Below are 22,603 nucleotides of genomic sequence, written 5' to 3'. Positions count from 1 at the left end.
GTGCGTGACGGCTTCATCCGGTGGGGGAGCGGCGGGGGAACGCGGAAGGCGCGTCGAAGAGCGGCCAAGTGTTAGGCGGGAGTGTTAAGCGACGGCGTGGACCCGCAGGCCAGCGGCCTGCCCGGAGGCACTAGACTTGATCTGATGTCTGAGCAGCCCGCCCCCGCCACCAGCCCCGCCAACGCTGTCCCCGGCGACGCCGTCGACACCGACGCCGTCGTATCCGGCGACGCCGCATCCAATGCAGCGCCGTCGGCCCCGGATTCCGCGGCCAGCCCCCTGCCGGCCGGACTGGCGGACGCCCTGAAGCGCGACAGCGCCGGCCTGGTGGCCGCGATCGTCCAGCAGTTCGACACCCACGAGGTGCTCATGCTGGGCTGGATGGACGACGAGGCGTTGCACCGCACCATGACGAGCGGCCGTGTGACTTTCTATTCACGGTCCCGCCAGGAGTATTGGCGCAAGGGCGACACCTCCGGGCACGTCCAATGGGTCAAGTCGCTCGCGATGGACTGCGACGGCGATGCCCTGCTGGTGCGGGTCGACCAGGTGGGCGCGGCCTGCCACACCGGAACCCGGACCTGCTTCGATGGCCGCGAGATCGACGCCGTCGTCGGCCATGGCGGCTAAGCGCCCCCGGCGCGGAAACCCGGCACAGCACTCCGGCACCCCCACAGCTTCACTGACCGGACCACCGGCAGGATCCCACGACCGGATCCGCTACGGGTCCCACTAAAGAACAGGCGGAAAGCACAGCCATGCAGGACCTTGGAATCATCAGCCCTGGCCTTGAAGAGTTCCGTGAACTCGCAGGCCACAGCCGCGTCATCCCCGTCCGGCTCAAGGTGCTCGCTGACGCCGAAACTCCCATCGGGCTCTACCGCAAGCTCGCCCACGGCCAGCCCGGAACGTTCCTGATGGAATCGGCGGCGGTCGGCGGATCCTGGTCCCGCTACTCCTTCATCGGCTCCCGCTCCCGCGCCACCCTGACCACCAAGGACGGCCAGGCGTACTGGCTCGGCGAGCCCCCGGTCGGCGTGCCGCTGGACGGCAACCCCGTGGACGCCATCCGCGACACGGTGGCGGCGCTCCGCACCGACCGTTTCGACGGCCTCCCGCCGTTCACCTCCGGCCTGGTCGGATTCCTGGGCTGGGAAACCGTCCGGCACTGGGAGAAACTGACCAGCCCTCCGGAGGACGACCTCGAACTGCCGGAGCTGGCCCTCAACCTCGTCACGGACATGGCGGTCCACGACAACATGGACGGCACAGTCCTGCTGATCGCCAACGCCATCAACTTCGACAACAGCTCCGAGCGCGTCGACGACGCCTGGCATGACGCCGTCGCCCGCGTAAAGGCCTTGCTGGAAAAGATCAGCAGCCCCGTCAAGCAGCCCGTCTCCGTCCTGGAAACCGCCGCGCTCGACTTTGCCTCGAGCGTGCAGGAACGCTGGGACGAGGCCGACTACCTCGCCGCCCTGGACCGCGGCAAGGAGGCGATCGTGGACGGGGAGGTCTTCCAGGTGGTGATCTCGCGCCGCTTCGAAATGGAATGCGGCGCGGACCCCCTCGATGTGTACCGGGTCCTGCGGAACACCAATCCCAGCCCGTACATGTACCTCTTCAGCTTCGAAGATGCCGCGGGCCGCGAGTACACGATCGTCGGCTCCTCGCCGGAGGCCCTCGTCACCGTGACCGGGGACGAGGTCATCACCCACCCGATCGCCGGATCACGCCCGCGGGGCAAAACGGTGGAAGCGGACAAGGCGCTGGCCGAAGAACTGCTGGCGGACCAGAAAGAGCGTGCCGAGCACCTGATGCTGGTCGACCTGTCCCGCAATGACCTCTCCAAGGTCTGCGTTGCAGGATCGGTCGATGTCACGCAGTTCATGGAAGTGGAACGCTTCAGCCACATCATGCACCTCGTGTCCACGGTGGTCGGCAAGCTGGCTCCGGAGGCCAAGGCCTACGACGTCCTCAAGGCCACGTTCCCGGCAGGCACCCTCTCCGGGGCCCCGAAGCCGCGGGCACTGCGCCTCCTGGACGAGCTCGAACCGCACCGGCGCGGAATCTACGGCGGCGTGGTGGGGTACCTGGACTTCGCCGGCGACATGGACATGGCGATCGCGATCCGTTCGGCCCTGCTCCGGGAAGGCCGCGCGTACGTCCAGGCCGGTGGCGGGATCGTTGCCGATTCGGTGAACCCCACCGAGGCCCAGGAAACCGTCAACAAGGCCGCCGCGCCGCTGCGCGCCGTCCACACCGCCGGTTCGCTGCACAACATCACCGCCGACCAGGTGCCCGACGCCGCTGCTGTGACCGACGCCGCGTCTGTGACCGACGCCGGGGCGGACAACTGATGGGGGAGCCGGGAGCCATCGTCAAGACCACCGCAAGGCCGGCCGTTCCTCGCTGGGCCCGCAAGTCCACCCTTGTCCTGGTGATCGCCGCCCTGGCGCTGGCCGTCTTCGGGACCACCACGCAGACCTGGCTGACGGTGCACCTCGATCCCGCCCAGCTCGGCGGCGCCGTGGCCAGCCAGAACGGCCTGCAGGTCCAGGGCAGCAAGGCCGCCACGACCGTCACGGCCCTGGCCCTCGTTGCCCTCGCCGGGGGTCTCGCGGCCTCCATCGCCGGGCGCGTGGCGCGCTGGGTCATCACGGTCATCATCGTCCTGGCCGCCGCGGGCATCGTCGCCGCGGCTGCCGTCGTCCTGGCGGACCCGCTGGCCGCGGCCCAGGGATCCATCGCGGCCGCCACCGGAATCAGCGGCAGTAACGTCCAGGTGGACGTCACCGTCTTCCCCGTCCTGGCCGTCGTCGCCGGGTCCCTGCTGGGGATCTGCGCCCTCGCGATCGTGCCGGCCGGCCGGTACTGGAAGAGCCGCACCAAATATGACGCGGCAGCCGCCACGCGCGCCGACGGCGGGACCGCAGTTGGTGGTACTACCGCCGCAGCGCCCGCGGACGAGATTGACAGCTGGGACCGGTTGTCCCGAGGTGACGACCCCACCTGAGCCGATGCCGCGGGCGCGCCCAGCAGCGCCGCCAGTAACGCGACCAGCAAGGCGGCCAAAACACACAGCCAAAAAATGGCAGAATGTAAGCAGTATTCATCCTGAGGAGATTTCAATGAGCAAAGCCACTGTTTCCGCATCCACGTCCGCTGCTTCGAAGGGCGTCTACGACGACGTCGATCACAGCGAAGCGCCGGGGCACGGCAACAGCCCGGCCGCGTGGACCTGCGTGATCGTGATGCTGATCGGCGCCCTCATTGCGTCCATCGCCTTCGTCATCGCCAACACGCCCGTCTTTATTGCCGGCGCCGTCGTCATGGTGATCGGCCTGCTGGCCGGCTGGGTCATGCGCAAGGCCGGCTACGGCGTCGGCGGCAGCAAGCTGAAGAACTCCGGCCACTGAGCGTGAGCGTTCTCGACGACATCAATGCCGGTGTCAGGGAGGATATGGAGACGCGCCAGCGCCTCGTCACGCTCGCGGAACTGAGGGAGCGCGCCGCAGCGGCGCCACCTGCCCGCGATGCCTGGGCAGCCCTGGGCGGGAACTCAAGCCCGCGGGACCAGCTCAAAGTGATTGCCGAGGTCAAGCGCCGGAGCCCGTCCAAGGGCCGGCTCGCGGAAATTGCCGATCCCGCTGCCCTCGCCGCGCAATACGCAGACGGCGGGGCCGCCGTCATCAGCGTCCTGACCGAGGAACGCCGCTTCGGCGGCTCGCTGGCCGACCTCGACGCCGTCCGGGCGGCCGTGGACATTCCGCTGCTGCGCAAGGACTTCATGCTCGACGAGTACCAGATCTGGGAAGCCCGTGCCCACGGCGCCGACCTGATCCTGCTGATCGTGGCCTCGCTCTCGGACGCCCAGCTGCGCGAGTTTACGGCCCTCAGCCGCGAACTCGGCATGAACGTGTTGGTGGAGACCCACACGGCTGAGGAAATCGAGCGCGCCGTGGCCGCCGAGGCCCGGATCATCGGCGTCAACGTGCGCAACCTCAAGACGCTCGACGTCGACCGTTCCGTCTTCGCGGAGCTGGCCGGCGGGATTCCCGCCGGTGCGCTCGTGATCGCCGAGTCCGGGGTGCGCGATGTCCAGGACGTCAGCCACTACGCAGCCCGCGGCGCCAACGCGGTCCTGGTGGGCGAGGCGCTGGTCAGCGACACGACCCCCCGCGAACGGATCGCAGAATTCATGGCCGCCGGCGCAACGGCAATCGCCGCCCGCGCCTGAGGCAGGCCGGTCCGGGCGTTTGCGTCCGGGCCGCGAGCGGTTCCGGGCCCGCAGTTGCCCGGACAACGAGCGGATCTCATGTGCAGATCCCCGAAGCTAGCAGTGGAACAGGATGGTGAGACTGATGGTCGATGCGCCAGCAACCGGCTCAGACGAAAGTGCCGTGGACGCGTTCCTGCAGGGCGACCGCCCCCAGGAACATCCCACGCAGGGCGAACCGTCCCTGCGGCACGCCCCGGGACCCTACTTCGGGAACTACGGCGGCCGATGGATGCCGGAGTCGCTCATCGCAGCCCTGGACGAACTCGAGGACACCTTCGAGAAGGCCAAGGCCGATCCTGAGTTCACCGCCCAGATCGCGGACCTGAACAAGAACTACTCGGGCCGGCCCTCACTGCTGACCGAGGCCAAGCGCTTCGCCGAGCACGCCGGCGGAGTCCGGATTTTCCTCAAGCGCGAAGACCTCAACCACACGGGCTCGCACAAGATCAACAACGTCCTGGGCCAGGCGCTGCTGGCCAAGCGGATGGGCAAGACCCGCGTCATCGCCGAAACCGGCGCCGGGCAGCACGGCGTGGCCAGCGCCACCGCGGCAGCCCTGCTGGGCTTGGAATGCGTTGTCTACATGGGCGCCGAGGACTGCCGCAGGCAGTCCCTCAACGTGGCCCGCATGGAGCTCCTGGGCGCGACGGTCATTCCGGTGACCAACGGCTCCCAGACCCTCAAGGACGCCATCAACGAGGCCCTGCGCGACTGGGTCGCGAACGTGGGCACCACCCACTACCTGCTGGGGACCGCCGCCGGCGCGCACCCGTTCCCGGCGATGGTCCGCTACTTCCACGAAGTCATCGGCGAGGAAGCCCGGGCCCAGATCCTGGACCAGACGGGCCGGCTTCCGGACGCCGTCTGTGCCTGCATCGGCGGCGGCTCCAATGCCATCGGCATCTTCCACGGCTTCCTCGATGACCCCTCGGTCAAGATCTACGGCTTCGAAGCCGGGGGCGAGGGCGTCGAAACCGGACGCCACGCAGCCACCATCACCCTCGGCAAGCCGGGCGTGCTGCACGGCGCACGGTCCTACCTCATGCAGGACGACGACGGCCAGACCATCGAATCGCACTCCATCTCGGCGGGCCTGGACTACCCCGGGGTCGGCCCCGAGCACTCCTACCTGGCCGACATCGGGCGGGTCAGCTACGAGCCCATCACGGACAGCGAAGCCATGGAGGCCTTCCGGCTCCTCTGCCGCACCGAGGGCATCATCCCCGCCATCGAGTCCGCGCACGCCCTCGCCGGCGCCATCAAGGTGGGCCAGCGGCTCGCGGCCGAGGCCGGCCCCGAGGGCAAAGCAACAGACAAGATCGTGATCGTCAACCTCTCCGGCCGCGGCGACAAGGACGTGGCCACCGCCGCGGAATGGTTCGACCTGCTGGACAAGGACTCACCCGAAGCCGAAATCGCCAAAGAGGGGGAACAGCTGTGAGCACCATCCACGACGGCGCCAACCAGGCCGCCGCACAGCACGCCAGCAAGTCGGCGGCCGCCATTGACCGCGCCCGGGCCCAGGGCCGGGCAGCTCTGATCGGCTACCTGCCGGCCGGCTACCCGAGCGTCGAAGACACCATTGCCGCCGGCATCGCCCTGGCCGAGAACGGCGCCGACCTCATCGAAATCGGCATCCCGTACTCGGATCCGGTCATGGACGGCCAGGTCATCCAGGCGGCCACCACGGAGGCCCTCGCGAAGGGCTTCCACGTCCGGCAGGTCTTCGACGTCGTCCGCGGCATCACGAGCAAGACTGACGCCGCCGTCCTGGTCATGACCTACTGGAACCCCGTGGTCCGGATGGGCGTGGACGAGTTCTCCCGCAGCCTTGCCGAGGCCGGGGGAGCCGGACTCATCACTCCGGACCTGATCCCCGACGAAGCCTCCGAATGGATGGCGGCTTCGGACAAGTACGGACTGGACCGCGTGTTCCTCGTGGCGCCCTCGTCCTCCCCGGAACGCATGAAGCGTACCGTCGAGGCCAGCCGCGGCTTCGTATACGCCGTCTCCATCATGGGCGTCACTGGCGCCCGGACCTCGGTCAGCTCCGCGGCCAAGGACGTTGTGGCCGCCGCGCACGCCGCGGGCGCCGAACGCGTCTGCGTGGGCCTGGGCGTCTCCAATGCGGACCACGTCCGCGAGATCGCCGAGTACGCCGACGGCGTGATCGTGGGCACCGCCCTCGTCGCGGCCATCCGGGACGGCGGCGTGGATGCGGTAGCCGCCTTGACGAAAGACCTCAGCACTGGCCTTACCAAGGAAGAAGCGTAAGCAATGCAGTCAGTCCTCCACGCGGCGGCGATGATTCCCGCGAGCATTCCGAGCCCTAGCTGGTCCGGATTCGACATCCCGCTGCCGTGGGGGTCACTGCGCATCCACGCCTACGCCCTCTGCATCCTCGCCGGCATCGTTGCCGGCCTCTGGCTCACCTCCGTCCGCTGGGCGCGCCGCGGCGCGCCTGAGGGCAGCGTGTGGGACATCGCCATCTGGGCCATTCCGTTCGGCATCATCGGCGGACGGCTCTACCACGTGTTCTCCTCACCGGATGCCTACTTCGGCCCCGGCTTCAACGGCACCGGAGACCTCTCCCTGATTCCGCAGATCCAGCGCGGCGGCCTGGGCATCTGGGGCGCCGTCGTCCTCGGCGCGGTGGGCGCCTGGATCGGGTGCCGGCGGGCCGGGGTGAAGCTGAGCGCCTTCATGGATGCCGCGGCCCCCGGGCTTCTGCTGGCCCAGGCAATTGGCCGGTGGGGGAACTACTTCAACCAGGAGCTCTTCGGCGGCCCCACCACGCTGCCGTGGGGGCTCCAGATCGACCCCAACAGCCCTAATTTCCCGGCCGGTATGCCCGCCGACACACTCTTCCACCCAACGTTCCTCTACGAGTCCCTGTGGAACCTGGCCGGCGTCGTGATCCTGCTGGCCCTGGACCGGAGGTTCAACTTCCGCCGCGGCCGTCTCTTCTGCCTCTACGCCGTCTACTACACCCTGGGCCGGGTGTGGATCGAAGCCATGCGGATCGACGACGCCGAGCAGATCAGCCTGTTCGGCATTACCACCCGGCTCAACGTCTGGACCAGCATCTTCGTCCTCATCGGTGCCCTGATCGCCTTCATCCTCCTCGGGCTGCGCAAGCCCTCAGGACCGGACACCCCGTTCCTCCCGGGCCGGGAACCGGCAGCCGAAACCGCCGACGTCGAAACCGCCGGGACGGCCGGGAAGCCTGACGCCGAAGCGGTTCCCGCGGCGGTCTCCGCCGTCGAAACCGGTGCTGCCGCCACTGCCGATAAAGGCACTGCTGACGCTGTTCCCACCGGCGCAACATCTATCCGCCATGCGGACACACTTGTCTCAGATAGTGAATCCCGTGGTAATCTCCGAGATAACCAAAGCGGACCAGGTCCCGCACCCGCGTCTGTCTCCGCACCTGCGGACGAAGATGCTGGCGCGAGCAAGGACTCCACCGGCGGCACCAAGCCCGCCACCGGAGATCCGGCAGCCGGAGTATCCGGCCGCCAGGCAACCGAAACCGCGCCGGAGGCCGAGGGCACCAAGTAACTCGGCACCGGCAACTCGGGTTGCGGAGCCACCGCTCGCAGGACCCGACACCACAGCGTCGTGGCAAGAGGGAATGTTGTGGACAGCAGATAGGCGCTGTCCACGCAAGCCCTGGCCAGTACCTGCGTAACTGTTACTACAGAAGGCCGGGCTGGCCTACAATTCCAGTTAGAAAAACACTCTGTTGCGCCCATCACACCGGCGTGCCGAGTGGGGCCAATGTTGTCCCTCCCATACGCACGATCAGGAGGAAGGACGTCTCCAATGACCCAAACTCTTCACAGCCCCAGCTGGTCCGATCCGGACCAGCCGACGGCCGCAACGTCACCCTTCGCCCGTTTTGCGTCGATGCCGGCCGCGGCCGGGCTCTACAACCCGGAGAACGAGAAGGACGCCTGCGGCCTGGCCATCATCGCCACGCTGCGCGGTGAGCCGGGCTACGACATCGTCGACGCGGCCCTGACCGCCCTGCGCAACCTTGAGCACCGCGGCGCCGTGGGCGCCGATGAGGGCACCGGCGACGGCGCCGGCCTCCTCATGCAGGTCCCGGACGAATTCTTCCGCGCAGTCACCGACTTCGAGCTTCCCGCCCCCGGCCAGTACGTCGTGGGAACCGCCTTCCTGCCGGCCGAGCAGCGCGAATCCGACGCCGCCCGGGCCGGAATCGAAAGCCTCGCCGCCGATGAGGGCCTGACGGTCCTCGGCTGGCGCGAAGTCCCGATCGTGGCGGACCTCGTCGGGGCGATGGCCCGGGCCTGCATGCCGCACTTCTCCCAGCCGTTCTTCGCCTCCAGCACCGGGGAAACCCTCGAACGCAACGAGCTCGATTCCCGCGCTTGGCGGATCCGCAAGCGCGCCCAGAACAAGTTCGGCGTGTACTTCCCGTCGCTGTCCTCGCGGACGATCGTCTACAAGGGCATGCTCACCACCGCGCAGCTGGAACCGTTCTACCCGGACCTTTCGGACAAGCGCTTCAAGACCAAGCTCGCGATCGTCCACTCGCGCTTCTCCACCAACACGTTCCCTTCCTGGCCGCTGGCCCAGCCGTTCCGCACGATCGCGCACAACGGCGAGATCAACACCGTCAAGGGCAACCGCAACTGGATGCGGGCGCGGCAGTCGCAGCTCGCCAGCCCGCTGCTGGGCGACTCGCCCGAAGAGCTGTTCCCGATCTGCACCCCCGGCGCCTCGGACTCCGCCTCCTTTGACGAGGTTGCGGAGCTGCTCTGGCTCTCCGGCCGGCCCATCACCCACTCGATCATGATGATGATCCCGGAGGCGTGGGAGAACCACGCCACCATGGATCCGGCGCGCCGCGCCTTCTACGAGTACCACTCCATGCTCATGGAGCCGTGGGACGGCCCCGCCGCTGTTTCCTTCACGGACGGCAACCTGGTCGGCGCCACGCTGGACCGCAACGGGCTGCGCCCGGGCCGGTACTGGATCACCGAAGACGGACTCATCGTCTTCGCCTCCGAAGTCGGCGTGATCGACGTCGAACCCTCCAAAGTGGTCAAGAAGGGCCGCGTCTCACCAGGCAAGATGTTCCTGGTGGACACCGGGGCCGGACGGATCATTGACGACGCCGAGGTCAAGGCCGAGGTCGCCGCGGCGAACCCCTGGGCCGAATGGCTCAAGGACAACCTGATCGACCTCAAGAACCTCCCCGAGCGCGAGCACGTTGTCCACACGGCCGCGTCGGTCAACATCCGCCAGCGGACCTTCGGCTACACCACCGAGGAACTGAAGATCCTGCTCGGCCCGATGGCGCGCACCGGCGCCGAACCGCTGGGTGCCATGGGCTCCGACACCCCCGTGGCCGTGCTGTCCAAGCGCCCGCGGCTGCTCTTCGACTACTTCGTACAGTCCTTCGCGCAGGTCACCAACCCGCCGCTGGATGCCATCCGTGAAGAGCTCGTCACGTCCCTGACGTGCGCGATCGGCCCGAACGGCAACCTGCTGGACACCAAGCAGGTCCGGCAGCCGCAGGTCTCGCTGCCGTTCCCCGTGATCAACAATGACCAGCTCGCCAAGATCGCGAACATCGAGAGCGCCGACGGCGACAAGGTCGCCATGAAGGTCCGCGGACTCTACCGCCCCGAAGGCGGCGAGCACGCCCTCCGCGCCCGCCTCACCGAAATCTGCGAGCAGGTCTCCGGCGCGATCAACCGCGGCGTCCAGTACGTGGTGCTCTCGGACCGCGACTCGAACGCCCAGTGGGCGCCGATCCCGTCGCTGCTGCTTGTCAGCGCCGTGCACCACCACCTGCTGCGCAGCGCCAACCGCACCAAGACCGCCCTCGTGGTGGAGGCCGGAGACGTCCGCGAGACGCACCACGTCGCCGTGCTCATCGGCTACGGCGCCTCGGCCGTGAACCCCTACCTGGCCATGGAATCCGTGGAACAGCTCATCGCCTCTGGCGACGTCGTCGGCGTCACCCCGCAGGACGGCGTGTACAACCTGATCAAGGGCCTCGGCAAGGGCGTCCTGAAGATCATGTCCAAGATGGGCATCTCCACTGTGGCCTCCTACACCGGTGCCCAGACCTTCGAAGCGCTCGGCCTCGGCCAGGATCTGGTGGACGAGTACTTCTCCGGCACGCATTCCCAGCTCGGCGGCGTGGGCCTCGATGTCATCGCCGCCGAAGTCCTGGCGCGCCACCGGATGGCCTACCCCGAGAACGGGATCGAACTGCCGCACCAGCCGCTGCTCGGCGGCGGCGAATACCAGTGGCGCCGCGACGGCGAACCCCACCTGTTCAACCCGGAGACCGTCTTCCGGCTGCAGCACGCCACGCGTGAACGCCGCTACGACATCTTCAAGGCCTACACCCGCGGCGTGGACGACCAGTCCGAGAACCTCATGACCCTGCGCGGCCTGCTGAAGTTCAAGGCCGGCCTCCGTCCCGCGGTGCCGCTTGAAGAAGTGGAGCCCGTCTCCAGCGTCGTCAAGCGGTTCTCCACCGGTGCCATGAGCTACGGCTCCATCTCCCAGGAAGCCCACGAGACCCTCGCGATCGCCATGAACCGGCTGGGCGGCAAGTCCAACACCGGTGAGGGCGGGGAGGACGTGGACCGCCTGCTCGATCCCACCCGCCGTTCCGCTGTCAAGCAGATCGCCTCCGGACGCTTCGGCGTCACGAGCCTGTACCTGTCCAACGCGGACGACATCCAGATCAAGATGGCGCAGGGTGCCAAGCCCGGCGAAGGCGGCCAGCTGATGGCGCAGAAGGTCTACCCCTGGGTGGCCCGGACGCGGCACTCGACGCCCGGCGTCGGCCTCATCTCGCCGCCCCCGCACCACGACATCTACTCGATCGAGGACCTCGCACAGCTGATCTACGATGCCAAGCGCGCCAACCCCTCGGCCCGCGTGCACGTCAAGCTCGTCTCCGAGGTCGGGATCGGCACCGTGGCGGCCGGCGTCACCAAGGCGAAGGCCGACGTCGTGCTCGTATCCGGACACGACGGCGGTACCGGCGCCTCGCCGCTGAACTCGCTCAAGCACGCCGGTGTCCCGTGGGAACTCGGCCTGGCCGAGACACAGCAGACGCTCATGCTCAACGGCCTGCGCGACCGCGTGGTGGTGCAGGTGGACGGTCAGCTCAAGACCGGCCGCGACGTCGTGATCGCCGCGCTGCTTGGCGGCGAGGAGTTCGGCTTTGCCACCGCCCCGCTGGTGGTTTCCGGCTGCATCATGATGCGCGTCTGCCACCTGGACACCTGCCCGGTGGGCGTCGCGACCCAGAACCCCGAGCTCCGCTCACGGTTCAGCGGCAAGCCGGAATTCGTGGTGAACTTCTTCGAATTCCTGGCCGAGGAGGTCCGTGAAATTCTCGCGGAGCTCGGTTTCCGCAGCATCGAGGAGGCCATCGGCCACGCCGAGATGCTCGACTCCCGCGACGCGATCAACCACTGGAAGGCCGAAGGGCTGGACCTGGATCCGATCCTGCACGGCCTCGAGTTCGACGACGACGCCCCGCTGCGGAACCTCACCGGACAGAACCACGAGCTCGACAAGCACTTCGACCAGCGCCTGATCGCCATGGCGGCCGAAGCCCTCAGCGACCGCACCCCGGTGAAGATCTCGGTGAACGTCATCAACACGGACCGCTCGGTCGGCACCATGCTCGGCCACGTGGTCACGAAGACGTTCAGCACCGACGTGCTGGCGACCGACACCATTGACATCACGCTCAACGGCACCGCTGGCCAGTCCCTCGGGGCCTTCCTGCCGGCCGGCATCACGCTGCGCATGTTCGGCGACTCGAACGACTACGTCGGCAAGGGTCTTTCCGGCGGCCGCATCATCGTCCGGCCGGACCGCACCAACGTGTTCCCGGCCGAACGCAACGTGATCGCGGGCAACGTGATCGGCTACGGCGCCACGAGCGGCGAGATGTTCCTGCGCGGCCAGGTGGGCGAACGCTTCCTGGTCCGCAACTCCGGCGCCACCGCGGTGGTCGAAGGAATCGGCGACCACGGCTGCGAGTACATGACCGGTGGCCAGACGCTGATCATCGGCCGCACCGGGCGCAACTTCGGCGCCGGCATGTCCGGCGGTACGGCCTACGTGCTGGACCTGCAGACCGAACGCGTCAACAAGCAGGCCCTCGAGTCCGGCGAGCTGCAGCTGCGTGAGCTCGACGCCGAGGACCGTGACATTGTCCATGGACTGCTGGTCAAGCACGTCGAGGAAACAGAATCGCTCAACGCGGCCCGGCTCCTCGAGAACTTCGACGACACCGCAGCCCGCATTACCAAGGTGCTGCCGCGCGACTACGCGGCCGTCCTGCAAACCCGTCTTGACGCCATCGAAGAGGGCCTTGACCCCGATGGCGAAGAAGTTTGGTCTCGAATCCTGGAGGTGACCGGTGGCTGATCCACGCGGATTTCTGAAAGTACGTCAGCGTGAAACCCAGCCGCGCCGTCCCGTTCCGGTCCGCATCATGGACTGGAAAGAGGTCTACGAAGCCCAGGAGAAGGGCGTCCTGAAGGCCCAGGCCGGCCGCTGCATGGACTGCGGCGTGCCGTTCTGCCACCAGGGCTGCCCGCTGGGCAACCTCATCCCGGAATGGAACGACCTCATCTGGCGGGACAAGGGCGAGGAAGCGATGGAGCGGCTGCACGCCACCAACAACTTCCCCGAGTTCACCGGCCGGCTCTGCCCGGCCCCCTGCGAGGCGTCGTGCGTGCTGGGCATCAACCAGCCCGCGGTGACCATCAAGCAGGTCGAGGTATCGATCGTGGACCAGGCCTTCGAGAACGGCTGGGTCAACCCGCTGCCGCCGGCCCGACTGACCGGCAAGACGGTCGCCGTCGTCGGCTCCGGCCCGGCCGGACTCGCCGTCGCGCAGCAGCTGACCCGCGTGGGCCACACCGTTGCTGTGTACGAGCGTGACGACAAGATCGGCGGGCTCCTGCGCTACGGCATCCCCGACTTCAAGATGGAAAAAGAGCAGGTGGACCGCCGGCTGGAGCAGATGAAGGCCGAGGGCACCCGGTTCCGCACCGGCGTGGCCGTCGGCACCGACGTCACGTGGGAGCAGCTGCGCCGCCGGTACGACGCCGTCGTGATCGCCACCGGCGCCACCGTCCCGCGTGACCTGCCGATCCCGGGCCGCGAGCTCGAGGGCGTGCACTTCGCCATGGACTACCTTGTCCCGGCCAACCGGGTGGTGGCGGGGGAGACCGTGGAGAACCAGATCAACGCCGCCGGCAAACACGTGGTGATCCTGGGCGGCGGCGACACCGGCGCGGACTGCCTCGGCACCGCGCACCGGCACCAGGCCGCCTCCGTGACCACCCTGGCCATCGGCAAGCAGCCGCCCCTCGAGCGTGCCGGCCACCAGCCGTGGCCGACGTTCCCCACCCTGTTCGAGGTCGCCAGCGCGCACGAGGAAGGCGGCGAACGCACCTACCTCGCCTCCACCGTCGAGTTCGTCGGGGAAAACGGCAAGCTCACGGGCGTCAAGGTCGCGGAGACCGAATTCGTGGACGGCAAGCGCCTCCCGAAGGCCGGCACCGAGCGGATCATTCCGGCGGACCTCGTCTTCCTGTCCCTCGGCTTCACGGGGGCCGAGCCGGCGGGGATCACCGAGCAGGTCAGCGCCGACTTCGACGGCCGCGGCAACGTGGCCCGCGACGGCTACTACATGACCAACACCGAGGGCATCTTCGTTGCCGGGGACGCCGGCCGCGGGCAGTCGCTCATCGTCTGGGCCATCGCCGAGGGGCGCGCCTGCGCCGCCGCGGTGGACAAGTTCCTGATGGGCAGCACCATCCTGCCGGCCCCGGTGGCACCGACCGACAGGGCGATGGCCGTCCTGTAGCCCTTCCGGTCACTGGATTTCGGTCATCAGGGATTCACACTCGCTTCAACTTCATCCATGCAACAGACCACTAGGGTAGGTATATGAGACGCGCTAAAATCGTGGCCACGTTCGGACCGGCAATCGCAAGCTTCGAGAACACGCTTGCCGTGCTGGAAGCCGGCGTCGACGTGGCACGCATGAACATGAGCCACGGTGATTACTCCGTGCACGACAACACCTACGAGAACGTCCGCAAGGCTGCCGGGCAGCTGGGCAAGGCCGTGGGCATCATGGCCGACCTGCAGGGCCCGAAGATCCGCCTGGGCCGCTTCGTGGACGGACCGCACCTCCTGGAGGTCGGTGACACGTTCACGATCACCACCGAGGACGTTCCGGGCACCAAGGACATCTGCTCCACGACGCTCAAGAGCCTCACCGAGGACGTCCAGCCGGGCGATGCCCTGCTGATCGACGACGGCAAGGTTGCCCTGCGCGCCATCGAGGTCGACGCCGTCAAGGTCGTTGCCCAGGTGGTTGTCGGCGGCTGGGTTTCGAACAACAAGGGCATCAACCTGCCCGGCGTGGCCGTCAACGTGCCGGCGCTGAGCGAAAAGGACGAGGACGATCTGCGCTGGGCGATGCGCCGTGGCGTGGACATGGTTGCCCTGTCCTTCGTTCGCGATGCCTCGGACATCGTCCGGGTCCACGAGATCATGGACGAGGAAGGCCGCCGCGTGCCGGTCATCGCCAAGATCGAGAAGCCGCAGGCCGTGGAGCAGCTGCCCGAGATCATCGACGCCTTCGACGCCATCATGGTGGCCCGTGGCGACCTCGGTGTGGAGCTTCCGCTGGAGGAAGTGCCGATCGTCCAGAAGCGCGCCGTAGAACTGGCCCGCCGCTGGGCTAAGCCGGTCATCGTGGCCACCCAGGTCCTCGAGTCCATGATCGACAACCCGCGCCCGACCCGCGCCGAGGCCTCCGACTGCGCCAACGCAGTGCTCGACGGCGCCGACGCGGTGATGCTCTCCGGCGAGACCAGCGTGGGCAAGTACCCGATCGAGACCGTTAAGGTCATGGCCCGGATCATCGAATCCACCGAGGTCCACGGCCTGGAGCGCGTCCCCCCGCTGGGTACCAAGCCCAGGACCCGCGGCGGCGCCATCACCCGTGCCGCCGTCGAGATCGCCGACCAGCTGGAAGCGAAGTACATCTGTACCTTCACCCAGTCCGGCGACTCCGCCCGCCGCCTCTCCCGGCTGCGCCCGATCCGGCCGGTCTTCGCCTTCACTCCGGTGGAGCACGTCTGGAACCAGCTCGCGCTGACCTGGGGCATCCAGCCGGTCCTGGTCCCGATGGTGGGCCACACCGACGAGATGACCGCCCAGGTTGACCGCAGCCTTCTGGAACTGGGCTTGGTGGAGGACGGTGACATGGTGGTTATCGCCGCCGGTTCGCCTCCCGGAAAGGCCGGTTCCACGAACCTGCTGAAGGTCCATAAGGTGGGCGACCTCGCCGACGCCGGCAGCCACGGTGCAGCGGCCGTGACCAAGGACAAGCTCGGCCCCTGGCCGGAAAAGAAGAAGAAGAACCGCGGCCAGGGCTAGTCCTGAACGCTTGAGCGCAAAAGGGAGGATCCCCGCCGGTTGGCGGGGATCCTCCCTTTTTGGTGCTTTGTAGATTCGCAGCTTGCGGCCGCGGTTGTGCGGCCGGGCTGCGGCTAGTTGACCTGGTTGATGATGGTTTCGGCGACCTCGCGCATGCTCAGGCGGCGGTCCATCGAGGTCTTCTGGATCCAGCGGAAGGCTTCAGGCTCCGTCAAGCCCATCTTGGTGGTCAGGAGGCTCTTGGCGCGCTCCACGAGCTTGCGGGTGGCGAACTGCTCCTGCAGGTCGGTGACTTCGCTTTCGAGGGCCTTGATCTCCTCGTGGCGGGAGAGCGCGATCTCCAGCGCCGGGATGAGGTCCGCCGGGGTGAACGGCTTGACCACGTAGGCCATGGCGCCGGCGTCACGGGCCCGCTCCACAAGTTCCTTCTGGCTGAACGCGGTGAGCAGGACCACGGGGGCGATCCGGGCCTTGACGATCTTCTCTGCGGCCGAGATGCCGTCCATGACAGGCATCTTGACGTCCATCAGGACGAGGTCGGGCTTGAGCTCCTCGGCAAGTTGCACGGCCTTTTCGCCGTTGTCTGCCTCGCCGACGACGTCGTAGCCTTCACCGCGCAGGATCTCGATGATGTCCAGGCGGATGAGAGTCTCATCCTCGGCGACAACAACGCGGCGCGCCGGCTGGGAAGTGGGTGTTGACTCCGTCTGTTCTGACACGGGAACTCCTTGGAAAGGTACGGCGGGAACTACACCATCATAGGTTTCGTCCGCCGATGTACTTGGACCGGATTGGTTCGATGCGGCGTCACTGGCGCGATTCCGGAATTCAGCCTATCTGCATGTAGAGTAATTTCGCGCACTGGAAGCGATCGCGTTGCTCACAGCACTGTGGTTGAGTGATTGTTACACTGGTGTACTCCGCGCCCGAGTGGCGGAATTGGCAGACGCGCCGCACTCAAAATGCGGTATCGAAAGGTGTGTGGGTTCGAGTCCCACCTCGGGCACAGTGTTTCCTCAGGTCAAAGGCCTGTTTTCGCTTTGGGTGTTGACAAAACCGCCCAAAGTGTTGACGGCGGCGTACCGTTTTTTGTGTGGCAAGCATTCGAAAACGCACCAAAAAGGACGGTACGTCGTCCTACATGGTGCTCTGGCGGGACCCGAAGAGCCGCGAACAGCAGGGCCTGACCGTCGCCACTCTCGTCGAAGCTGAGACTCTGAAGAGGCTTCTGGACGCCAACGGACAATCCTTCGAGATTGCGCAGCATGCCATCCTCTCCAATGCCAAGCGCACACCGACCGTTGCTGAAGTCATCCAGGAGCACATCGATCTTCTGATCCGACCATCCAGTGGAACCACCAAGACGTACCAGACCATGTTGGATCTCCATGTGCGTAATGTCATCGGCCATGTTCCGGTGGACAAGCTCGATTATCGCCTCCTCGCCCATTGGGTGAAGTCGATGGCTGCGAAGGGGCTTGCGCCGAAGACGATCCATAACATCCATGGCCTGATCTCGGCAGCAATGAACACGGCAGAGATGCTGGGCTACATTTCACGCAATCCCTGCCGGGGCGTGCAGCTGCCGGCGATGGAGAAGGCCGAGGACGAGGCCATGTTCCTTACCCATGCTGAGTTCAGCCTCATCATGGAAGGGATGGGGGAGCGGTACAAGCCCTTCACCAATTTCCTGGTCATGACCGGTACACGGTTCGGAAAGGCCACTGCGCTCACTGTGGCGGACGTGGACCTGCTTTCCAAGCCGCCGACAGCGCGGATCAACAAGGCCTGGAAGCGGGACGGGCAGTCGAAGTTCTACGTGGGTGCCACGAAGACAGGTGCCGGCAAGCGCACCATCGGGCTTAACCCGGCGCTCGTGGAGCTGCTGATCCCGCTGGTCGCCAGCAGGCCGGGAAAGGACCTTGTGTTTACGACGCCCAAAGGCGGGCGCATCATTCACAAGCTCTACTGGCACCACTACTGGGTCCCAGCCGTTCGCACTGCCCAGGCAATCGGCCTGAAGAAAAACCCGCGGATCCACGACCTCCGTCACACTCACGCCTCCTGGCTGATTCAGGACGGCGTGCCCTTGTTCACCATCTCGCGGCGGCTGGGGCACGCCTCTACAAGGACTACTGAGCAGGTCTACGGGCATTTGATGCCGGAGGCCCTCCAAGCTGGTGCCGACGCCACGGAGCGCTCTGTGACGGCTTTTCACCAGTGAGGGTGATCGGCGGATGGCTGGTTGACGTCACTGTCAGGTGATGGCGTTGTTGTCGCGTTATGCCGTGGCTGCTTCCGGTCATGTCGGCGAGTCTTTCTGCCGGCATGAAACTGGAAACCAGCTTCTTCCTGATGGAGGTTTCCATGGACATCGAATTCTTCGAGCCGGCCGAAGCTGCGGCCCTCATGCGCTGCACGGAGTCATGGCTGCGCGATGGCGCGACCAGCGGCCGCTTCCCCCATGCCTGCTGGGGAAAAGGGAAGATCATTTTCACTTCCGAGCACATTCTGGAAATCGCGAAGTTGAGTGAGATCCTTCCGGGAAGCACAGGCACGCCCCTCTCTGCCGGCCATCGCCCGGCGGCTAAAGAACGGCTTATCGGTAGCCGAGCAAAAGTCAGGCTCGCCCCAGCCAACTGAGCCGAGGTGACGTTTCCCGTCCGTGCCACGATTTGAACGGTTGAGCCCGGGAGTGGCGTCCGGAGCAGCGGCGAGGCCACCGCGTCCCATCGCGAGGGCCTCTAGGTGTAACCAACGTCCTGGCCGAGTACATCTAGGTGGGGCATCCCCGGATTTCTCCGCCCCTAGACTGGGGTCTAATCGATCCCACCAAGGAGAGCCGTGATGAGCGACAACAAACCCGGTACGTTTCGCATTGGCGACGCCTTCCCAGTTGATTTGGTCAACGAAGCTGACTGCCCTGCTGTTGATTCCCGCCAGGCCTTCCGTGCGTTTTGCGTACTCGACAAGGGGCACGGCGGCCAGCATGTCGCGGTCGGCGCTGAGGGGAAAGTCGTCCAGGTCTGGCGCTAGCCTGTTGCCCTAGGATGGGGGCCATGACTGTCGTACCCACAAACGAGTACATTAAGGCCGCTGAGGCTTACGCCGATACCCTACGCAACTGGGCGAAAGTTCACCTGGCTTGGAGTAACGGAGAAGCGACTATCGAGCAGGACCGCGAGGCCTATGCCCAGCGCCAGGCTGCGTTTGAGGCGTTCAAGCGCGCTGAAGCAAAGCTGAGCCCCCGGGCTGATGAGCGAGAAATTAACCGAGCGGTCAACGACTATGCCTATGACATCGACGCGTTGGCTGACGAACCTAACCACTAATCCGGCAGTACCCAAGGGGCGCCCAGCAGGCCAGGCTGGGTGTCTTTTCGGTGCCTTTGCCACGTGGGGATCTTTCTTGAGCAGTAGACGCAGCCTGCCGGTGCGTCATGAGATTTGGTGAAGGGTCCACCGCCGTCGATACGGGCATTTGCCGTAGCTGCTAAGGCAAGGTTCGAAGGTCTGTATGACTCAGTCCCCGGAGCTGACGGCAAGAATCGCGCTTCGTCTGGACATGTCCAGAGCAGAAGCGTTCAATTGACGGTGCGGCGCCCGAGGCGCCACGGTGACGGTCATTGTTGGCAGTCACGCTTGCTGTTAGCTGCAAGGAGGGGGCGGTATGGACCGGCAAACAATTGACGGATCGGGGCCAGCGCGCATAGCGGCGGAGGCTTTTCAGACGCTGCACCTACCCAGCCATCTGACCTTGGCTGGACTCATTGCGATAGTTGCAGCCCGACGCCGTCGACGTATTGAGATAGAAGCCACGACCATCCTCAATGGCACGTCTGTGTGCGGCCTGTGGCTGTCGACGGATACCCGGGAAATCATTCTGCACGCCGTTACAGACTCGGTGTTGCACAAGCAGCAGTTTGTCCTTCACGAGCTTGGACACATGATCCTGCGTCACGATGAGTTGGGTATCTCCTCAGCCTATGCTGGGAGCCTCTTCCCAAATCTCGACGGCGAGATGGTGTCACGCGCGTTAGCCAGAAGCAGCTTCGTGGACGACTTGGAGGTTGCCGCAGAGACTCTGGCAGATCTTCTGGCCGACGCAATACGTGAGAGCACCATGGAGCCCAGATCATTTGAACAGGTTTTCGGGTGATCCAGACCGTCGCAGCTTCGGTCATCTGGGGCCTTGTACTGTGCCTCCTGCCCGGGGCCCGCACCAGAAAAGACCACAGCATTCTTGTCGCTGCCGTGGCGATAGCAACCGCGCTTCCTTGAATGTCGACCCGATTTACATCCCGGGTGATGCAGCCATCGGCGGTCGCAATCTCCTGGACCTTTGCGCGAACATCCTGATGGTCGTGGGAATCTACTTCCTTTCCCAAGCAATCCTCCGGGCGGCGGAGCTCAACGATGCACCTGTGCGAAGGGATCGCCTTGGCCTCCTAATCCTTGGCCTTGTCTCCGTGGGACTAGCTCTTGCCTTTCTGCGGATCGAAGCACTGCGCCCGGAAGCACTTCCCAGACGGGTGCAGCGCCGTCAGCCGACGGGTAGCTGGTAACAAGCCGCCCCGTAAGTTCACGCTCGCCGATGAGGACGGCAGCGATTGCGTTACCACCTTCCTGCCCGGGGAGCCCTGCGATAACCACCGCGTCAACCTCCTGCAACCACGGCATAAGGATAGGGGTGGCGGCGTTTGCGACTTCTACGGTCCGTGCTGCTGCTGCGGCAACCCGGTGCACAAGCTCGTCCTGTCGTCCCGGCAGGGAGAGCGTTTCTTTGTCCGCAGCCTCACTCTCCTGTTCCTCTGTTAGGCCGACGACGACAGCGGTCTGGGCGGATCGGGCCACCTCTTCCGCTTTGTGGAGCAGGTCGTCGTCGTGTAGGGGGGCGGGAGCGGCCACGAGTGCAACCTGACCCATCCCACCGATGTTCAGCAGGTGACTCTCCTCGCTCAGGCGCAGGGCTGGGTCCTCCAGGAGGCGTTCCCGCTCGTTGGCGGCGTTGAGGACCACGGTGGCGGTCACTGTGCTGCCGGACGGCAGGTGCACTGCATCGGATGGCGCTCCCAACCGGGAATAGGAGCTCCTGCCGCCATGTTGGTTGGTGGTGTGAAGAAAATCGGATTCCTGTCCTTCGGCCATTGGACCGACCACCCGGAGTCCGGCACGCGCAACGCGTCGGATGCGCTGTTGCAGGCGATCGACCTCGCGGTGGCGGCCGAGGAGCTGGGGGCGGACGGCGCCTACTTCCGCGTCCACCACTTCGCGCATCAACATGCCTCCCCGTTCCCGCTGCTCGCTGCGATCGGTGCACGGACCAGCCGCATCGAGATCGGTACCGCCGTGATCGACATGCGCTACGAGAACCCGCTCTACATGGCGGAGGACGCCGGCGCGGCCGACCTGATCTCGGGCGGACGGCTGCAGCTGGGCATCAGTAGGGGTTCACCCGAGCAGGTCATCGACGGGTGGCGTCACTTCGGCTTCGCCCCCGGCGAGGGCGAGTCGGACGCCGACATGGGCCGCAGGCATACTGAACGTCTGCTCGAGGTACTCACCGGCGAGGGCTTCGCGGCGCCGAGCCCCCGCCCGATGTTCCCGAACCCTCCGGGACTGCTGCGCGTGGAGCCGTACTCGGAGGGCCTGCGCGAGCGCATCTGGTGGGGTTCCGGTTCGAACGCCACGGCTATCTGGGCGGCGAAGCTCGGCATGAACCTGCAGAGCTCCACGCTCAAGGATGACGAGAGCGGCAAGCCCTTCCACGTCCAGCAGGCCGAGCAGATCGAGCTCTACCGCCAGGCCTGGAAGGAGGCGGGGCACGAGCGGGAGCCGCGCGTCTCGGTCAGCCGCAGCATCTTCGCACTGACGGACGAGCGCGACTGGCAATATTTCGGCCGCGACCGCCACAGCTCCGACCAGGTGGGCAACATCGACGAGAAAACGCGCGCGGTCTTTGGCCGGTCCTACGCGGGTGCCCCGGATGAGCTGGCCGCGAAGCTGGCGGAGGACGAGGCGATCGCCAGCGCAGATACCCTACTGCTCACGGTCCCCAACCAGCTCGGTGTCGACTACAACGCCCACGTCATCGAGTCGATCCTGAAGTATGTGGCGCCGCAGCTCGGCTGGCGCTGACCCCGCATGGCAGATTCCCCCTAGGAGACTGCTGAATTAGGGGCTTGGTTGGCCAATGCATGGGCGGCTAAGGCATGTCGGGATAGGTTTAGCCTTCTTCCACCGGCGATCCGGAATCCGGTGCCACCGTGTCGTCGGCCAGACCACCGGATCTTTGCCCGGACGGGGAAGGGCCCCGGAGATATTGGGGGAGATCTCCGGGGCCCTTCCAGCACAATGATACCCTATGGGGTATTCATTCGCGAGTCAGTTCCGGGCGGCCGCACCCTGAACTTATCGTGACGCCCCCGGGCTGACGCCGATGCCTGTAACCCGGCACCTTGTGCCGGCTCGTTCGCCTTAACGCCCCTGTGGCCGCCATCTCCAAAAGAGCGCGGCCATCGCCCCGTTCAGCCCCGCAATAAATCCATCGCCGGCCGCTGCCCTGCCGACGGCCAGGTCAACGACGGCCAGGACCACCGAACCCAAGGCGGCGGCGGAAAAGACCACGGCAAGAACCGGCAGAACCTTCCGGGGCAGCACCGTCCGGTCCGGCCGCGCAGTGCGTCCATTGATCGGGATGGGCCTGCGGCCGAGTGCATGCCGAGTTCAATCTCCGCACTAGCGCAGTGGCCGTGTTGGGCCGGCCGCGCACCCGGGGCCGGGCTTGCGGCGGGTGCTTCCCGGCGAGGGACGTGTGTACCCCGGCCGGGTGGCTCGAACGCGG

19 protein-coding genes and 1 tRNA gene are annotated in these 22,603 nt (G+C 66.3%); 18 read left to right on the top strand and 2 right to left on the bottom strand.

Annotation, left to right across the window (positions count from 1 at the left end; translation table 11 throughout):
* The first annotated feature begins 144 nt into the window (after positions 1-144).
* From hisI to pyk, 11 genes are all read left to right on the top strand, one after another.
* Complete coding sequence (gene hisI / locus C9424_RS14265; protein ID WP_116767464.1) at positions 145-630, top strand: phosphoribosyl-AMP cyclohydrolase; 486 nt, start codon at positions 145-147, stop codon at positions 628-630.
* 128 nt (positions 631-758) lie between these two features.
* Positions 759-2,360: an anthranilate synthase component I gene (locus C9424_RS14260; RefSeq protein ID WP_116767463.1), complete on the top strand. Its 1,602-nt coding sequence runs from the start codon at positions 759-761 to the stop codon at positions 2,358-2,360.
* Positions 2,360-3,016 carry a Trp biosynthesis-associated membrane protein gene (locus C9424_RS14255; protein ID WP_116767462.1) on the top strand — a complete coding sequence of 219 codons (657 nt, stop codon included), beginning with the start codon at positions 2,360-2,362 and terminating at the stop codon, positions 3,014-3,016. The genes C9424_RS14260 and C9424_RS14255 overlap by 1 nt, the downstream gene beginning before the upstream one ends.
* A 115-nt stretch (positions 3,017-3,131) precedes the next feature.
* The gene (locus tag C9424_RS14250) at positions 3,132-3,419 is read left to right on the top strand and encodes an HGxxPAAW family protein (protein WP_116767461.1); all 288 of its coding nucleotides are present in this window, start codon (positions 3,132-3,134) and stop codon (positions 3,417-3,419) included.
* Positions 3,420-3,421: 2 nt separating this feature from the next.
* Positions 3,422-4,240 carry an indole-3-glycerol phosphate synthase TrpC gene (gene trpC, locus C9424_RS14245; RefSeq protein WP_116767460.1) on the top strand — a complete coding sequence of 273 codons (819 nt, stop codon included), beginning with the start codon at positions 3,422-3,424 and terminating at the stop codon, positions 4,238-4,240.
* Positions 4,241-4,364: 124 nt separating this feature from the next.
* Complete coding sequence (gene trpB / locus C9424_RS14240; RefSeq protein WP_116767459.1) at positions 4,365-5,723, top strand: tryptophan synthase subunit beta; 1,359 nt, start codon at positions 4,365-4,367, stop codon at positions 5,721-5,723.
* Complete coding sequence (gene trpA / locus C9424_RS14235; protein WP_116767458.1) at positions 5,720-6,556, top strand: tryptophan synthase subunit alpha; 837 nt, start codon at positions 5,720-5,722, stop codon at positions 6,554-6,556. Before trpB ends, trpA begins: the two co-directional genes overlap by 4 nt.
* A 3-nt stretch (positions 6,557-6,559) precedes the next feature.
* A complete protein-coding gene (gene lgt / locus C9424_RS14230; protein ID WP_116767457.1) occupies positions 6,560-7,843 on the top strand; it encodes a prolipoprotein diacylglyceryl transferase in 1,284 nt (427 codons plus the stop codon).
* A 264-nt stretch (positions 7,844-8,107) separates the two neighbouring features.
* Positions 8,108-12,724, top strand: a complete 4,617-nt coding sequence (gene gltB / locus C9424_RS14225; RefSeq protein WP_116767456.1) for a glutamate synthase large subunit — start codon at positions 8,108-8,110, stop codon at positions 12,722-12,724.
* Positions 12,717-14,174: a glutamate synthase subunit beta gene (locus tag C9424_RS14220; protein WP_116767455.1), complete on the top strand. Its 1,458-nt coding sequence runs from the start codon at positions 12,717-12,719 to the stop codon at positions 14,172-14,174. Before gltB ends, C9424_RS14220 begins: the two co-directional genes overlap by 8 nt.
* Positions 14,175-14,257: 83 nt before the next feature.
* Complete coding sequence (gene pyk, locus C9424_RS14215; RefSeq protein WP_116767454.1) at positions 14,258-15,760, top strand: pyruvate kinase; 1,503 nt, start codon at positions 14,258-14,260, stop codon at positions 15,758-15,760.
* A gap of 113 nt (positions 15,761-15,873) precedes the next feature.
* Here the strand turns inward: pyk and C9424_RS14210 are convergent, their stop codons facing one another.
* Complete coding sequence (locus C9424_RS14210) at positions 15,874-16,479, bottom strand: ANTAR domain-containing response regulator (RefSeq protein ID WP_018772478.1); 606 nt, start codon at positions 16,477-16,479, stop codon at positions 15,874-15,876.
* Positions 16,480-16,684: 205 nt separating this feature from the next.
* On the opposite strand from C9424_RS14210, the gene C9424_RS14205 reads away from it, so the two are divergent.
* From C9424_RS14205 to C9424_RS14180, 6 genes are all read left to right on the top strand, one after another.
* A tRNA-Leu gene (locus C9424_RS14205) sits at positions 16,685-16,766 on the top strand.
* A gap of 87 nt (positions 16,767-16,853) precedes the next feature.
* On the top strand, positions 16,854-17,984 hold the full coding sequence (locus C9424_RS14200) for a tyrosine-type recombinase/integrase (protein WP_116767453.1): 1,131 nt from the start codon (positions 16,854-16,856) through the stop codon (positions 17,982-17,984).
* A 104-nt stretch (positions 17,985-18,088) separates the two neighbouring features.
* Positions 18,089-18,403, top strand: coding sequence for a hypothetical protein (locus tag C9424_RS14195; protein WP_133247524.1), 315 nt, complete (start codon positions 18,089-18,091; stop codon positions 18,401-18,403).
* Between the two features lie 204 nt (positions 18,404-18,607).
* Positions 18,608-18,796 carry a hypothetical protein gene (locus C9424_RS14190; protein WP_116767451.1) on the top strand — a complete coding sequence of 63 codons (189 nt, stop codon included), beginning with the start codon at positions 18,608-18,610 and terminating at the stop codon, positions 18,794-18,796.
* A 23-nt stretch (positions 18,797-18,819) separates the two neighbouring features.
* A complete protein-coding gene (locus tag C9424_RS14185; protein ID WP_116767450.1) occupies positions 18,820-19,092 on the top strand; it encodes a hypothetical protein in 273 nt (90 codons plus the stop codon).
* A gap of 337 nt (positions 19,093-19,429) precedes the next feature.
* Positions 19,430-19,918 carry a hypothetical protein gene (locus C9424_RS14180; RefSeq protein WP_116767449.1) on the top strand — a complete coding sequence of 163 codons (489 nt, stop codon included), beginning with the start codon at positions 19,430-19,432 and terminating at the stop codon, positions 19,916-19,918.
* A 251-nt stretch (positions 19,919-20,169) separates the two neighbouring features.
* Here the strand turns inward: C9424_RS14180 and C9424_RS14175 are convergent, their stop codons facing one another.
* The gene (locus tag C9424_RS14175) at positions 20,170-20,907 is read right to left on the bottom strand and encodes a glycoside hydrolase family 3 protein (protein ID WP_116767483.1); all 738 of its coding nucleotides are present in this window, start codon (positions 20,905-20,907) and stop codon (positions 20,170-20,172) included.
* Here C9424_RS14175 and C9424_RS14170 point away from each other — a divergent pair.
* The gene (locus C9424_RS14170; protein ID WP_237563468.1) at positions 20,860-21,897 is read left to right on the top strand and encodes an LLM class flavin-dependent oxidoreductase; all 1,038 of its coding nucleotides are present in this window, start codon (positions 20,860-20,862) and stop codon (positions 21,895-21,897) included. The two genes, C9424_RS14175 and C9424_RS14170, sit on opposite strands and share 48 nt — an antisense overlap.
* The last annotated feature ends 706 nt before the right edge of the window (positions 21,898-22,603 follow it).

It is taken from the genome of Arthrobacter sp. H-02-3, from assembly GCF_003097355.1.
GTDB lineage: Bacteria > Actinomycetota > Actinomycetes > Actinomycetales > Micrococcaceae > Arthrobacter > Arthrobacter humicola.
Note: the sequence above shows the minus strand (reverse complement) of the source record. Positions and strands in the feature narration are given on the sequence as shown.